12 protein-coding genes are annotated in these 14,028 nt (G+C 46.2%); 9 read left to right on the top strand and 3 right to left on the bottom strand.

Annotated features, from left to right (window positions below; translation table 11 throughout):
• The first annotated feature begins 92 nt into the window (after nucleotides 1-92).
• The 7 genes from uhpA to ACHFJ9_RS00770 all read left to right on the top strand — a co-directional run bounded on the left by uhpA (nucleotide 93) and on the right by ACHFJ9_RS00770 (nucleotide 9,837).
• Nucleotides 93-701: a transcriptional regulator UhpA gene (uhpA, locus tag ACHFJ9_RS00800; RefSeq protein WP_046875403.1), complete on the top strand. Its 609-nt coding sequence runs from the start codon at nucleotides 93-95 to the stop codon at nucleotides 699-701.
• Nucleotides 701-2,203: a signal transduction histidine-protein kinase/phosphatase UhpB gene (uhpB, locus tag ACHFJ9_RS00795; RefSeq protein WP_395354771.1), complete on the top strand. Its 1,503-nt coding sequence runs from the start codon at nucleotides 701-703 to the stop codon at nucleotides 2,201-2,203. The genes uhpA and uhpB overlap by 1 nt, the downstream gene beginning before the upstream one ends.
• Before the next feature lie 6 nt (nucleotides 2,204-2,209).
• Nucleotides 2,210-3,550 (top strand): MFS transporter, encoded by a 1,341-nt coding sequence (locus ACHFJ9_RS00790; protein ID WP_025554330.1) that lies wholly within the window; start codon nucleotides 2,210-2,212, stop codon nucleotides 3,548-3,550.
• A 124-nt stretch (nucleotides 3,551-3,674) separates the two neighbouring features.
• The gene (manA, locus tag ACHFJ9_RS00785; protein ID WP_395354768.1) at nucleotides 3,675-4,910 is read left to right on the top strand and encodes a mannose-6-phosphate isomerase, class I; all 1,236 of its coding nucleotides are present in this window, start codon (nucleotides 3,675-3,677) and stop codon (nucleotides 4,908-4,910) included.
• Between the two features lie 354 nt (nucleotides 4,911-5,264).
• A complete protein-coding gene (locus ACHFJ9_RS00780; RefSeq protein ID WP_395354766.1) occupies nucleotides 5,265-6,527 on the top strand; it encodes a hydroxymethylglutaryl-CoA reductase in 1,263 nt (420 codons plus the stop codon).
• A gap of 406 nt (nucleotides 6,528-6,933) precedes the next feature.
• Nucleotides 6,934-8,502 (top strand): DUF1800 family protein, encoded by a 1,569-nt coding sequence (locus ACHFJ9_RS00775; protein WP_395354764.1) that lies wholly within the window; start codon nucleotides 6,934-6,936, stop codon nucleotides 8,500-8,502.
• Nucleotides 8,503-8,511: 9 nt separating this feature from the next.
• A complete protein-coding gene (locus tag ACHFJ9_RS00770) occupies nucleotides 8,512-9,837 on the top strand; it encodes a DUF1501 domain-containing protein (protein ID WP_395354762.1) in 1,326 nt (441 codons plus the stop codon).
• Between the two features lie 86 nt (nucleotides 9,838-9,923).
• Here the strand turns inward: ACHFJ9_RS00770 and ACHFJ9_RS00765 are convergent, their stop codons facing one another.
• Nucleotides 9,924-11,018, bottom strand: a complete 1,095-nt coding sequence (locus ACHFJ9_RS00765) for a ketoacyl-ACP synthase III (protein WP_005394577.1) — start codon at nucleotides 11,016-11,018, stop codon at nucleotides 9,924-9,926.
• 162 nt (nucleotides 11,019-11,180) lie between these two features.
• Here ACHFJ9_RS00765 and trxC point away from each other — a divergent pair, with 162 nt between their 5' ends.
• Nucleotides 11,181-11,615: a thioredoxin TrxC gene (gene trxC, locus ACHFJ9_RS00760; protein WP_005394579.1), complete on the top strand. Its 435-nt coding sequence runs from the start codon at nucleotides 11,181-11,183 to the stop codon at nucleotides 11,613-11,615.
• Between the two features lie 176 nt (nucleotides 11,616-11,791).
• Nucleotides 11,792-12,952 (top strand): MFS transporter, encoded by a 1,161-nt coding sequence (locus ACHFJ9_RS00755; RefSeq protein ID WP_395354759.1) that lies wholly within the window; start codon nucleotides 11,792-11,794, stop codon nucleotides 12,950-12,952.
• Between the two features lie 48 nt (nucleotides 12,953-13,000).
• Here ACHFJ9_RS00755 and ACHFJ9_RS00750 read toward each other — a convergent pair whose 3' ends face one another.
• Together ACHFJ9_RS00750 and ACHFJ9_RS00745 are read right to left on the bottom strand one after the other, a co-directional pair.
• Complete coding sequence (locus ACHFJ9_RS00750; RefSeq protein WP_152814325.1) at nucleotides 13,001-13,390, bottom strand: nitrous oxide-stimulated promoter family protein; 390 nt, start codon at nucleotides 13,388-13,390, stop codon at nucleotides 13,001-13,003.
• 13 nt (nucleotides 13,391-13,403) lie between these two features.
• Nucleotides 13,404-13,913 (bottom strand): GNAT family N-acetyltransferase, encoded by a 510-nt coding sequence (locus ACHFJ9_RS00745; RefSeq protein WP_395354757.1) that lies wholly within the window; start codon nucleotides 13,911-13,913, stop codon nucleotides 13,404-13,406.
• Nucleotides 13,914-14,028 lie beyond the last annotated feature (115 nt).

Below are 14,028 nucleotides of genomic sequence, written 5' to 3'. Positions count from 1 at the left end.
GAGTTGATCAATTCAGTATCATTAAAGGTTTTTCTATTAGCTCCGTTTTGGGGCTTATTGTTGTTTGTTGTCTGCTCTATTTGGTTGTAATGATGATTCATGTTGCTCTAGTTGATGATCACGTCATCGTGCGTTCGGGTTTCGCACAATTATTAAATTTAGAAAGTGATATTACCGTTGTTGGTGAATTCGGCTCTGTCGCAGAAGCACGCACAGGCTTGCCTGCAGTACACCCACACGTCGTCATCCTAGATATTTCCATGCCAGATGAAAGCGGCTTAAACTTTCTTAGCGAAATACCAACTGGCATTGCCTGCGTGATGCTTAGCGTGCATGACTCCCCTGCGATGGTGGAAAAATCACTAAAGCTAGGTGCAAAAGGCTATCTTAGTAAACGCTGTAGCCCAGACGAACTTATTCAAGCCGTGAGAACCAGTGCTTCTGGTGGCTGTTACCTCACATCAGATATTGCACTTAAACTTGCAACGCCTAGCGACAACACCACCTCTCTATGCCAACTGACAAAACGTGAAAACGAGGTATGTCAGCTACTTGCGACCGGGTTGGATGTAAAGTCCGTCGCGGCAGAGCTTGGCTTGAGCCACAAGACCGTACACGTTCATCGAGCGAATGCCATCGACAAACTCGGCGTTAAAAACAACGTTGAGCTCGCCAAACTATTTTCTCAAGAGTCCTTTTAATGCGAGCTTATGCTGTTACCACCATTTGCGGACTTTTTGTTATGGCTTGCGCCTGGTTCTGCTTATGGGTGATTGCCTATTACTTTGTCAATGATCCCGAGCTGGCGATCTTATTGTTTCCTTTCGCTTTACGATTAGGTGTCGCCCTGCACACTCGCACCGCTTACTGGCCAACGATTTATCTTTCAGAGTGGGGGCTTTCCATCGCACTTGCGATGTTACTGGGTCAACCGCAGTGGCTTACCGTGCTGATTGCGAGCATTGCCAGTATCCCGGTCACTCTGATTGCGAAAAAATACTACTACGGAGATCAAAACCGCCATTTAGCCGTGATGAGCGTTGTCATTATCATTAGCGCGTTTATTAATGTGATGGCCGTTGGTTTTCACGTTCCTTCGGTTTACATGGTGTGGCTGGCTAGCATTTCTGGAGGCTTGCTCGTGGTGCCTATGTGCTACTTGTTATGGAGTTATTTGTTCCAAAGTCGTTGGTCTCCGCTTAGCTCTCTCCTACTTAGTAATACCGTTGTATTTCAGGTGCGTCATATCGTGCTTTATGCGCTGCTTTTGATCGGCAGTATTTTGGTGCAAACCAGTTTGCCTGAAGAGCTAAAACGATTTGCGCCATTTTGTATGGCGATTCCAATCATCGTGCTTGCTCTGCGTTACGGCTGGCAAGGTGCCCTACTCGCCACCATGCTCAACAGCATTGCGCTGATTGCGGCTCGCAGCGGCGTGTCGAATCTAGAAATCACCGATTTGTTGTTATCTCTCTCAGCGCAAACCGTTACTGGCATTATGCTCGGTTTAGGGGTTCAGAAACAAAAAGACCTCAATCAAAAACTGCGCGGCGAGCTTGCACGCAATCAGAATTTGTCTCGCCAGCTTATCAAAGCTGAAGAGTCTGTAAGACGCGATATTGCGCACGAGCTACACGACGAAATTGGACAGAACATCACGGCAATCCGCACACAAGCCAACATCATTAAGCGGGTAAATAACGCAGAAACAAGCGTGGGTTGCGCCGACATGATCGAAGGGCTTTCCCTCAACGTGTACGACACCACTAAGCGACTGTTAAGCAAGCTAAGACCAAAAATGCTGGATGATTTGGACTTAAAAGAATCCGTCGAGCAACTAACGCGAGAGATGGAGTTCGCCAATCACGGAACCAACGTTCAACTGAACTGGCAGGGCGATTACACCAGCCTGAGTGACACACTCAAAGTCACCCTATTCCGTTTATGCCAAGAATCATTAAACAACGCAGCCAAGTACGCAGAAGCGCAGTTGATCAATATTGAACTGACAATTGGAGAAGCTGCGGTGTCACTGATGATTCACGATGATGGTGTCGGCTTCAAAGTTCAGGACAGCATGAAAGGCATGGGCGTTCGCGGCATGCAAGAGCGTGTGCACGCGTTAGGTGGAAAAATGGTTATCTACTCCACCAGCGATCAAGTGATCGGCACACAAATCAGCATTACTTTACCTAAGGTGTAACTCAAGATGTTTGGATTTTTACGTTCACCTAAATTTACTCAACCGAGTCTGAGCAACGAGCAAATCGACCAGCGTTACCGCCATTGGCGTTTGCACATTATGTTGGGGATGTACATCGGCTACGCAGGTTTCTACTTTACCCGTAAGACCTTTAACTACGCCGCACCAGCGATGATTACCGACCTTGGCTTAGATAAGGGCGATTTGGGTCTAATCGGTACGCTTTTCTACATCACCTACGGCTGCTCGAAGTTTATTTCTGGCACGATTTCAGATCGCTCTAACCCTCGTTATTTCATGGGGCTAGGCTTGATTGCGACAGGTCTGGTCAACATCGCGTTCGGCTTTTCTAGCTCACTCGCGGCTTTCATTACTCTGTGGATCTTAAACGCTTGGTTCCAAGGCTGGGGCTGGCCTTCATGCTCCAAGCTGTTAACCACTTGGTATTCACGCTCCGAGCGTGGCTTCTTATGGGCGATTTGGAACACCGCACACAACGTTGGTGGCGCGCTGATCCCTATTTTGGTGGGCTATTTAACGTTACACTACAGCTGGCGTGAAGGCTTTATTCTACCCGGCATCATCGGTGTATTACTCGGTCTATTCGTTTGTTGGCGATTGCGCGATAAACCCACAACAATGGGCTTACCAAGTGTCGGACAATGGCGCAACGACGCACTAGAACTTGCGCAAGAAAATTACGGACGTGGCCTCACCTACCGCGAAATTCTGAAATCGTACGTATTTAACAACAAATACATCTGGCTGCTCGCGTTCAGTTATGTGTTGGTTTACATCGTCCGAACCGCAATCAATGACTGGGGAAACCTGTACTTAACCGAGCAGCATCACTATAGCCTGATTAACGCCAACGCTGCTCTGTCGATGTTTGAAATCGGCGGTTTTGTTGGTTCATTGGTTGCAGGCTGGGGCTCAGACAAACTCTTTGGTGGTAACCGTGGGCCAATGAACTTGCTGTTCGCGATTGGGATTTTCTTATCTGTCTCCGCGCTTTGGCTGATGCCTCTGACCAACTTTGCATTCCAAGCGGCGGGATTGTTCTCCATCGGCTTCTTTGTCTTTGGACCACAAATGCTGATCGGTATGGCGGCAGCTGAGTGCTCTCACAAAGATTCTGCCGGCGCGGCAACAGGATTCGTGGGCTTGTTCGCCTACATGGGCGCAGCATTGTCTGGCTATCCACTGGCGTTAATTCTTGAAGAATATCATTGGACGGGTTTCTTCATCACCATTTCAGTTTGTGCAGCCGTCATTGGCCTTTTGTTGCTGCCATTTTTGCAAGCACAACCATCACGAAAACCACTCGACCCAAAACCTCGGTTGTAAATCGACTTATCGCCCTTCGGGCAAATTGGCGAGTGACCTAACCGCGCTCGCCATCCTTATTTAACGTATCTCTGCTCAATTTTTCTTCCGATTCAGTTCGGAGGGTTAACTATGGGAAAAATTCATGAATTTGAACACTATTTCATCGCATAGCTTCTTTCAAATGAACAACAAAATCCAAAACTACGCTTGGGGAAGCACCTCTTCTATTCACGATTTGTTTGGCTTTTCTAACGAAACGAATGAGCCTCAAGCAGAAGTATGGATGGGTACTCACCCAAACGGCTGCTCTGAAGTTCAGGTTGAGCAAAACACGCTGCCTTTGTCTGAACTGATCAAACAAAATCAACCCGCCTATTTATCATCAGAAACCGCAGCAAAATTTGGCGACCTGCCCTTTCTGTTTAAAATCTTAGCGGCCGAACACGCACTGTCGATTCAAGTTCATCCAAGCAAACAAGATGCCGAAATAGGTTTCGAAAAAGAGCAAAGTGCTGGCATCCCACTAAACGCGAGCCATCGTAACTACAAGGATCCAAACCACAAACCTGAGTTGGTGTACGCGCTGACAAGTTACCAAGCCATGAACGGTTTTCGCTCGTATGCCGAGATTATTGAGGCATTTAGCCTTTGCGATATCGATGAGCTACGCGCACCGCTAGATGCATTCAAACGCGAAATCAACTCACAAGGTTTACGAGATTTCTTTGTGCACATTCTGACCATGGAAGGAGAAACAAAAGAGCGAGCTCTGAAACAGCTTCTTGCCCACGCTTCACGCCAATCGGAACAATGCACTGACTCGGAGCAAGGCACTGACAGCGATGTTTTCCAGCTCATCTTGAATCTATCCACTCAATACCCCGGCGATGTCGGCTTGTTTGCGCCATTACTGTTGAATGTCATCACGCTGCAACCTGGCGAAGCGATGTTCCTGAGCGCAAGAACGCCACACGCTTACATTAAAGGTACGGGATTAGAGATCATGGCGAACTCAGATAACGTTTTGCGTGCAGGACTCACGCCGAAACATATGGATGTTGAAGAACTGGTTAAATGCACAGACTTTGTGCCTAAGCCGTTTAACAGCCTTGTTCTTGAACCCAATGCAAATGGTTGCCAAAGCCTTTACCCCGTTCCAGTGGCAGACTTTAGTTTCAGCATTATTAACCAACCGAACAATGAAGTGGTTGAGGCAAACAGCGCAGAGATTTTGATGGCGATTGATGCCGACCTGACACTCATCAGTGATAACGGTGAGACGTTAACCGCTGCGAAAGGACAATCGGTATTTGTTCCTGCTTACGTTGGCCATTACCGTATTCAAAGTGCGGGACGTGTGGCTCGCGCCTTTAACTAACTTCTGAATAACGGATTCAAGCTAGCGTCTGACCCAAGGGACTGGGTTAGACAATTTATTCCTCTCATAGATTGAGCCTGTCCGGTTTTAAGACACTCATTCTTACACCTTATCGACTCAAAGCCGCTGCGGTCTAAACCATCTAAGTTCTCTGAGAACCATAGATTCCTCTATTCACTGCAACATTCATTGTCAAAACCCATTTATTTCCGGTAAATTCGCCGCTCCAATATCAAATCACTTGGATAATAAAGGCGCTTGCACAGTGGTATTTGTTGCAAAACGTATAATCAACGTTGTAATCAAAGCCTCAATCACTACAATCTCTGGTTCGATTTTTCAGTTAACGTTTGTATGCCGAAGTTAAACCAAGATAACCCTGTTCAAAGCTCCGCCCTTTCCGATATCGAAACCAGCAGTAAGATTCAATCGGCATTAGAACCGAGGTTTCACAAGCCAGAGAAACGTCTCTGCTTAAGCCCTGGTCTATCGGATAAGCATTTGGCGCGCCGTTGGCAAGTATTGGAACACGTGACCAATAAAGATCATCTTCTTGATCCTTTCACGCAGTCACATTGCGACGCTTACTCCAACAACATCGAGCACTTCATTGGTACTGTCAATGTGCCGGTCGGCATCGCAGGCCCTTTGCGCATCAATGGATTGTATGCGAACGATGACTTTTTGGTTCCGCTCGCAACGACAGAAGCCGCGTTAGTCGCTTCCTACAACCGTGGCGCAAATCTTATTACCGCCGCTGGTGGCGCGAGCGCATTGTTGCTGAGTGAAGGGGTGAGCCGAACACCAGTGTTCGCCTTTAATAACCTTGCCAACGCTGGCCAGTTCGTCAGTTGGGTTGTGACCCAGTTTGAAGTATTTCGTCAAATAGCGGAATCCACCACCTCACATGGCAAACTCAAAGACATCAACGTAAATATCGAAGGAAACCACGTTTATTTGGTCTTTGAATACGTGACCGGTGACGCTTCCGGACAAAACATGGTGACCATCGCAACAAACGAAGTGTTCCATCATATTTTGGCGACCAGCCCAATCAAACCAACGCAAGCCTTCTTGGATGGCAACTTATCAGGCGACAAAAAACCAAACGCGCACACGCTGCGCTCGGTACGCGGTAAGAAAGTATCCGCCGAAGTGACCATTCCTGCTGAGTTAGTGGAAAAATATCTGCATACCACGCCAGAGTCTATGGTTCAATTTGGCAAAATGACCACGGTGGGCGGTTTACTCAGCGGGACGATTGGCGTCAACGCGCATTACGCAAACGCTCTTGCCGCGCTGTACATTGCTTGCGGTCAAGATGCCGCTTGTGTTGCAGAGTCTGCCATTGGTATCACTCGTATGGATGTGGACGCTCAAGGCAACTTGTACGCGTGCGTGACCTTGCCAAACATCATGGTGGGAACGGTTGGCGGGGGCACAGGCCTTCCAACGCAAAAAGCATGTTTGGATATTTTGGGGTTGCACGGCAACGGCAATGCGAAAGCCTTAGCCGAAGTCGCAGCTGCGCTTTGTCTGGCCGGTGAACTCTCAATTGTCGGCGCATTTTGTGCCGATCACTTCTCCCGAGCTCACCATAAACTTGCTAGAAAATAATCCTTTTACTTTGTACAAGAGAACACCCATGCGGTTTTCTCTTGTGCCAATAAAACAACTTTATTTATTAGCTCATAAATCAGTTTAAGTTATATTGCAGACTTAATGATTGCATCACTCTCACGTTGACCGCATTATTGCAGTATCACCACACATTCCTCGCTATATCACTGTTTGACCCTATTCTCACGCGATATTAAATATCAGTACGTTACCTAAATAAGTATCAAAAACATCTAGCACTAAAGTACCAAATTCATAGATTGAGTTTTTTGTTAGTCACTTATAGAGACTATACTCGTTCCTGCAGCTGCTTGATTTTTCTAAATTTATTATTTAGCTCAAATGAGCTTAATCACTCCCGTTAAATGGATTTAAGTCGTTCCCTCGGGTAAGCGAGTTAACTATGAGACGTCAGAAACAAAATGAAATCTCTTGTTGGGTACTAGGGTTGATTATCTTATTACTAAGTTACGTCCCTTCAGTACCAGCAGAAATGGAACTAACGCCCTCCGATCAAACCGTTGCGCGTTTCCTCTATCAGAGCACTTTTGGGCCAACATCAACATTAATTGATGAGGTAGAAGAAGTCGGGATGGAAAGTTGGATATCTCAACAAATCCACCTTCCTGCCACCTATCATCAACCGCTCTATCGGACACCTTTTTCCAAAGGCGCACAATCCAATCGAGAAAACGCTTGGTATCAAATTGTTATTACTGCTGATGATCAACTCAGACAACGCATGGCGTATGCATTAAGCCAGATCTTAGTGGTCTCTCGCTATGGCGGTGTTCTTTCCAGTAAGCCCACTGGTCTAGTCGACTACTATGATGTATTGATTGCTAACGCTTTTGGCAACTACCGAGATTTATTATATGACGTTTCCATTCATCCTGTTATGGGCAGCTATTTGTCCATGCTCGGTAGCGCAAAAAAGAACAACACGACGGGGGCATTACCTGATGAGAACTTCGCTCGAGAGTTGATGCAGTTGTTCACCCTAGGCTTGTATGAACTGAATATCGATGGCAGTAAAAAGCTTGATCGTAAAACGGGTAAGCCTATCCCCACATATACCCAAACGGATATTCAAGAGCTCGCTCGAGTATTAACTGGTTGGAAAAATGCCGATTTAGCGTTTGTCGAACCGATGCGAGTCATCAGCCACCGACACGATGGTGGCGAGAAACGATTGCTTGGTAACACAATTCCTGCTGGTTTAACTGCGCAAGAAGAGCTTTCAAAAGTGATCGATATTTTGATGTCTCATCCAAACATGGCGCCGTTTGTTTCTAAGCTACTTATCCAACGTTTTGTAACTTCGAATCCAAGTCCGGAGTACATCGCACGTGTTGCTTCGGTATTCAACAACAATGGCAAAGGAGAAAAAGGAGATTTAAACGCGGTCATTCATGCCATCTTGCTCGATTCTGAGGCTCTAGGCATGACAGATACCCCGCCAATAAAAGTGAAAGAGCCAATACTGGTCCTAACTAATTTTCATCGAGCAGCGGGTTTTACAATCAAATCTACACGTTACGAAGACGCTACTACGATGATGAATATCGCCAATCAAGGACCTCTTCGCTCTCCTTCCGTATTTAATTTTTACTCTCCTGACTACCAACCATCTAACGAGTTTACGGAGTCTGGTATTAGCTCTCCGGAGTATGAGCTACTGAACTGGTCCGTTTATACCGATTTGGTCAACTATATGTTGACCAGCACTCGCAGAGGCGGCGGTGATTCCTACACTCTCGATCTCGGCGAGTTTTATCTTCTTTTGGATGATCACGATGCCTTAGTCGAGCTGGTTAACGCACGCTTCTTTGCTGGAACGGCCTCGGCGGAATTAAAAAAACTCATGCTCACCGTGTTAGATGAATATCGTGAGGACTATGTGCCAACAACAAAGCTCGCCTTGGTGATTTTTACCGCCATTTCCGGCGATGAATTCTATATTCAGGATTAGGAGTGGATTATGGATATTTCACGACGACATTTTATAAAAAGCACTGCATCGATGGGCGCTTTAGCTTCGCTTGGTCTACCGGGTTATTCTCTCGCGGCGCCATCTAATGACTTTCGAGCATTAATATGTGTCTATTTAGCAGGTGGAAACGATGCGTTCAACACTGTACTGCCGTTGTCTGACGCGCACTATAACCAATATGCCAAAGTCAGAGGGGCTCTTTCTGTCGCCAAAGACGACATACTCCCTATCAATTTGCGTACCGCCGATAGCTCGGATAATCTGGTAGAACTTGGCTTACACCCCAAACTAAAGGCGCTGTCTTCAATTTTCGAACAAGGCGATGCCAATATCGTGCTCAATAGCGGTATTCTCAACCATCCCGTTACAAAACAAGCGATTGAGCTAGGTGAAACGTCACTTCCCGAGCAACTGTTTTCCCACAATTCACAAACTGACGCTTGGTTACTTGGTGGTATGCAAGAATCTAGCAATTTGGGTTGGGCGGGCAGAATGTTGGACGTATTAACTTCTGAATCAGAAATAACCCCGCTATACAGTGTGCACGGGAACTCGCTTTGGTTACGCGCGATGGAACACCGCCAAACCGTGCTGAAAAAAGACCGTGCGGTTCAGCTTACCGCGATTGATAACCCACTATACAAGGGGATCTATGATCAACTGCTTTCTCATCAAACAGAGAATCCGTTTAGTGGTCACTTTAATTTGATGGTTGATGAATCGATGATGATGAGCCGCGTGCTAAGCGAGCAACTCAATCATATTGATGATGCGCCGCTGTTCACCTCATCAACACTCGGCAAGCAGATGCAAACCGTCTACAAATTGATCGCAAGCCAAGATGTGTTAAAGCAACAACGACAAGTCTTCTTCGTTAAACACTCTGGCTACGACCTACACGATTCTCAATTAGTTCGACACCCCGTACTGCTCGAAGATCTAGCGACTAACCTCTTAGGAATGTATCGTGCGATTGACGGGTTGGGGCTAAACAAGCAAGTGACCTCTTTTACAATGTCTGACTTTGGTCGACGGATGACAAGCAACGGTAACGGCACCGATCACGGTTGGGGTGGTCATCAACTATTGATTGGGGGCGCGGTGAATGGTCAGCGACCTATCGGCACATGGCCTGAACTAGTATTGGGCGGAAACGATGACTATTCTCAAGGTCGACTCATACCCCAAATTGCAGCAGATCAGGTGGGCTCAACCCTCGCGCAATGGATGGGCGTGAGTGATAACGCGGCATTGGAATACGTGTTCCCTAATATCCGCAACTTCGCTAATTCAAACCTTGGCTTTATGGCTTAATCTGCTTTAATAAGCTCTTAATTAACGTGTCATGAAAAAGGGAGCATTTACGCTCCCTTTTCAATATCATTTCCGCTGAGTGTCCGTTACGCTTCGTCGCGACGGCGCTCGTTACACAGCTTAATGGCACGCTCAAGCAATTCTAGCGCGGATTGCTCACATTCAGGCAGAGCCGCATCACTTTCACCAATTGGCGTTACGCGGTCACCCCATTTCAATACTGCCGCCCCCCATGTCAAACCTGCACCAAATGCAGCAAGAAGCATGTTATCACCTGGGTTAACTCGGCCTTGCTCTACCGCTTCACATAATGCAATTGGCACCGTCGCTGCAGATGTATTGCCGTAGTTTTGGATGTTCACAAACGCTTTGTCGTGTGGGATCCCAGATAGGTCACATAGGGTTTGAATAATACGAATATTCGCTTGATGAGGAATAACAACGTCGATTTGGTCGGTAGTTAACTGTGATGCTTTAAGCACGGTTTTCGCAGCTAGCCCCATGCCTTTTACCGCACGTTTGAAAATTTCTTGTCCTACAAAGTTGAAATCCCAGTAACCGTTGTCTTCCGCAAAGCGATCCATACAAGTACCAAACTTTGGCACGGATAGAATATCGCGACCTTTAGCGTCACAACCAATTTGAGATTGCAATAGACCCGTTTCTTTTTCTGTTCTTGATAACACAACGGCGCCCGCGCCATCACCAAATAGAACAGCGGTATCTCGCATGGCCCAATCAATGTAGAAAGACAATCTTTCCGCGCCAATAATGATCGCGTTGCGATAGTTACCTGATTGAATCAAACGTGTGCCCGTTTCAAGGCCGTAGACAAATCCCGTACATGCGGCATTTAAATCAAAGGCCGCCGCAGAACGAATGCCCAAGTTCTGCTGTATTTTAGATGCGATGTTTGGAATAAGTGAATCCGGAGAACAAGTCGCCACAATGATTAAATCAACGTCGCTTGCGTCAACGCCCGCGCGCGCCAATGCGTGTTTGGCAGCAACGGTTGCCATGTCTGAAGTATTTACATGGCTAATACGGCGGTTTTCGATACCGGTGCGGGTACGAATCCACTCATCTGAAGTATCAAGGAAAGTGCTAAGATCATCGTTAGAGAGCACGGCAGGAGGAACACATTTCCCCCAACCTGTAATTTCAGCGTAGTAATTTGTCATCGCAGACCTATTTATTGTTGTATTTTAATAAAATTTCTTAGAACCTTAGGCTCAAATACAAACCTGCTCTGCGTTATTTCGGCAGGTTAAAAAATAAGTATACAAATAATGAGGCTGACTGGTAAGTCATGTTTTCATCAATACGTAATAAAGGAAGAAGTCATGTCATCGTTTAAAACTCGCTGCCCTTCATGCGGCGGTCTGAATCGTGTCCCTAATGAGCGTGTTGCAGAGTCTGCAACTTGCGGTAAATGTAAAAGTGCACTTTTTGATGGCGCGCCTATCGAAGGAACGCAAGATAACTTTTCTGCCCTATTACAAAGTGATACGCCTGTTGTCGTCGACTTTTGGGCCCCTTGGTGTAATCCGTGCGTCGGTTTTGCCCCTGTTTTCTCGGATGTCGCTCATGAACAAGCAGGAACGGCTCGTTTTGTAAAGATTGATACAGAAGCACAACAAGCGCTCGCTGCACAATTTGGCATTCGAAGCATTCCTACCATCATGGTTTTCAAGAACGGTCAACGCGTTGATATGATCAATGGTGCGCTACCTAAGAGTCAGTTTGATCAATGGTTAAATCAAGCACTTAATAAGTAATCCTCCACGCCAACCTCACTGGTAGGTTGGCGTTTTTATGCAACTTATCGACCTATCTATTTAACAAATATTATTTGTCGAAACGACTTAAATTAATCATTTTACTTGCCTAACTATTAGCCTCATATTCGCGCCGAATAACCCATAGATTTCATTTAACTTATAGGCGCAAAACAGTGGAAAACACAGTCGTTCCTGCAGCATCACCACGAGTTACAGTTCCAGTCGTCGCACTGTCTCTTTATGCGGTGGCTTCGGGCTATTTAATGAGCTTGATCCCTCTCATGCTCGGTGAATACAACATCTCAGCAGATTATGCGAGTTGGTTGGCGAGTGTTTTTTATGGCGGCTTATTGGTTGGCGCGATGTTTATTGAGCGTGTCGTGCGTCAAGTTGGTCACCGTAAAGCGTTTATTGGCTGCTTAGCGGCATTCTCGCTAACGATTGTCACGCTACCCGTTTTTGCTAATGGGTTAGTGTGGCTTGCTGCTCGTTTTATCGCAGGTATTGCCGTTGCGGGCGTTTTTGTCATTGTTGAATCTTGGCTAATGTCTGGCGACGAAGCATCACGTGCAAAACGTTTGAGCTTGTACATGCTATCGCTTTATGGCGGTTCTGCATTAGGCCAATTTGGCATTGGTGTACTTGGCGTCAGTGGCGGTGTTCCGTTCATTGCAATTACAACGCTGATCCTAATGGCGATGTTGGTGCTAATGTTTATTGAGTGTGAACAACCAAACAGCCATGAATCAACCGCTTTGTCATTTAAGCAAATTGCCAAGCTAAACCATGCTGCAATTATTGGTTGTGTTGTATCAGGTTTGACCTTAGGCGCGATCTACGGATTAATGCCTGTTGAGCTCACTAACCGTAAAATCAACCATCAAGACATTGGTACATTGATGGCACTAGTGATCCTAGGTGGCATGTTGGTTCAACCAATGGTGACCACATTGAACAAATACATGAGCCGCACAGTGCTAATGGCGTTCTTCTGTATTTTGGGTATTTTTTCGATCGGTTTGACCTTTATTTCATCGTCAGCCGTGGTATTAGCTGCTGCTTTATTCTTTTTAGGTGCAGCTACTTTTGCCTTGTACCCAATTGCGATCAACTTAGGTTGTGAAGGACTTGATGAGCGCTTTATTGTCTCTGCCACACAAGTCATGCTGTTCAGCTACAGCATTGGCTCTGTTGCTGGCCCGGTTGTGGCTGATAAATTTATGCGCCAAGAACATGGCTTACTAGGCTACTTGTTTGCCGCTTTGGTTGCGACTGGCGTATACATGCTACTTGCAGCAAGCAAAACCAAGCAGCGTATGGCGGCTGGCCTCTAACCACGCAACTTCCACTCAACGAAAACGAGGGCATGTCGCCCTCGTTTTTTATTCTTCGCTTTTTTGTTTAGATAAACGTTTGTGACGGTTTGACGCGTTCGCTGCAGGTCTTTCCGGTACCGCGCGCTTTTCATGAAGTAAATGACGAACCGCCAAGATGGGATGTTTCAATAACATTCTGGGGCCGGAGTAACGCATGACTAAACGCATTTGCTCTTTCGGGTCCGGTTTATAACAGTGAATCGGACACTTGTTACACGTCGGTTTATTCTCTCCATAAGGACAGCGATCGAGACGAACTTCTGCGTATTCAAGCAGCTCACGACATTCTGAGCACAAGTCACTTTTTGTTCCATGGTGATCGTGACAGTAAACCTCTACCATGGCTTTTACCGTCTTAAATTCAGTGGCGAGCTTGCCAAGTAAAATATCGCTCATGAGCTTCCAAAAATCACAACGTCATTGTGTAAAGTTCTAACGTTCGGCCATTATCGTATTGCTGCTCAACTCGTTCAAACTCAAAGCCCAGTTTTTTGAGCAAACTTATACTACGAATATTGTCATTGTTGGTGATGGCAGCCAACTTATCGAGTTTCATTTCCTCTCGAGCATATTCCAGCACCGCGGTTGCCGACTCGACTCCGTAGCCGCAACCATAAGCAGAAGGTAAAAAACCATACCCGAGATCGTAGTGTTGCAATGTGTCACGCTTAACTAGCCCACAAATACCGTTCGGCTGTCCATCGTCCTTTTTCTCTACTACGAGTAAACTCACGCCTTTAACTTTTTGCATGCGTAGCATGTTTTCTTTTATATAACGCGCCGCTTCATATTCAGTACGAATTTGTTTATCTCCGACAAAACGGTAAAAGTCTGGGTGGTTATAAAGTTCTAATATGAATGGTGCATCATCTACACTCACAAGACGTAGTATCAAACGTTCAGTGATCAGTGTTTTCATTTGGACTCCATTAAAACGCGAGAGATGATTGGGCATAGAAACGTACTTGAATCTTGCGACCGACGTAAGGGCTTATTTAGTTGTAACTTGATAAAAAAATAACTATCCTGCCCCG

Origin of the sequence: Vibrio sp. D3 (genome assembly GCF_043995865.1) — a bacterium.
GTDB classification, from domain to species: Bacteria; Pseudomonadota; Gammaproteobacteria; order Enterobacterales; family Vibrionaceae; genus Vibrio; species Vibrio diabolicus.
Note: the sequence above shows the minus strand (reverse complement) of the source record. Positions and strands in the feature narration are given on the sequence as shown.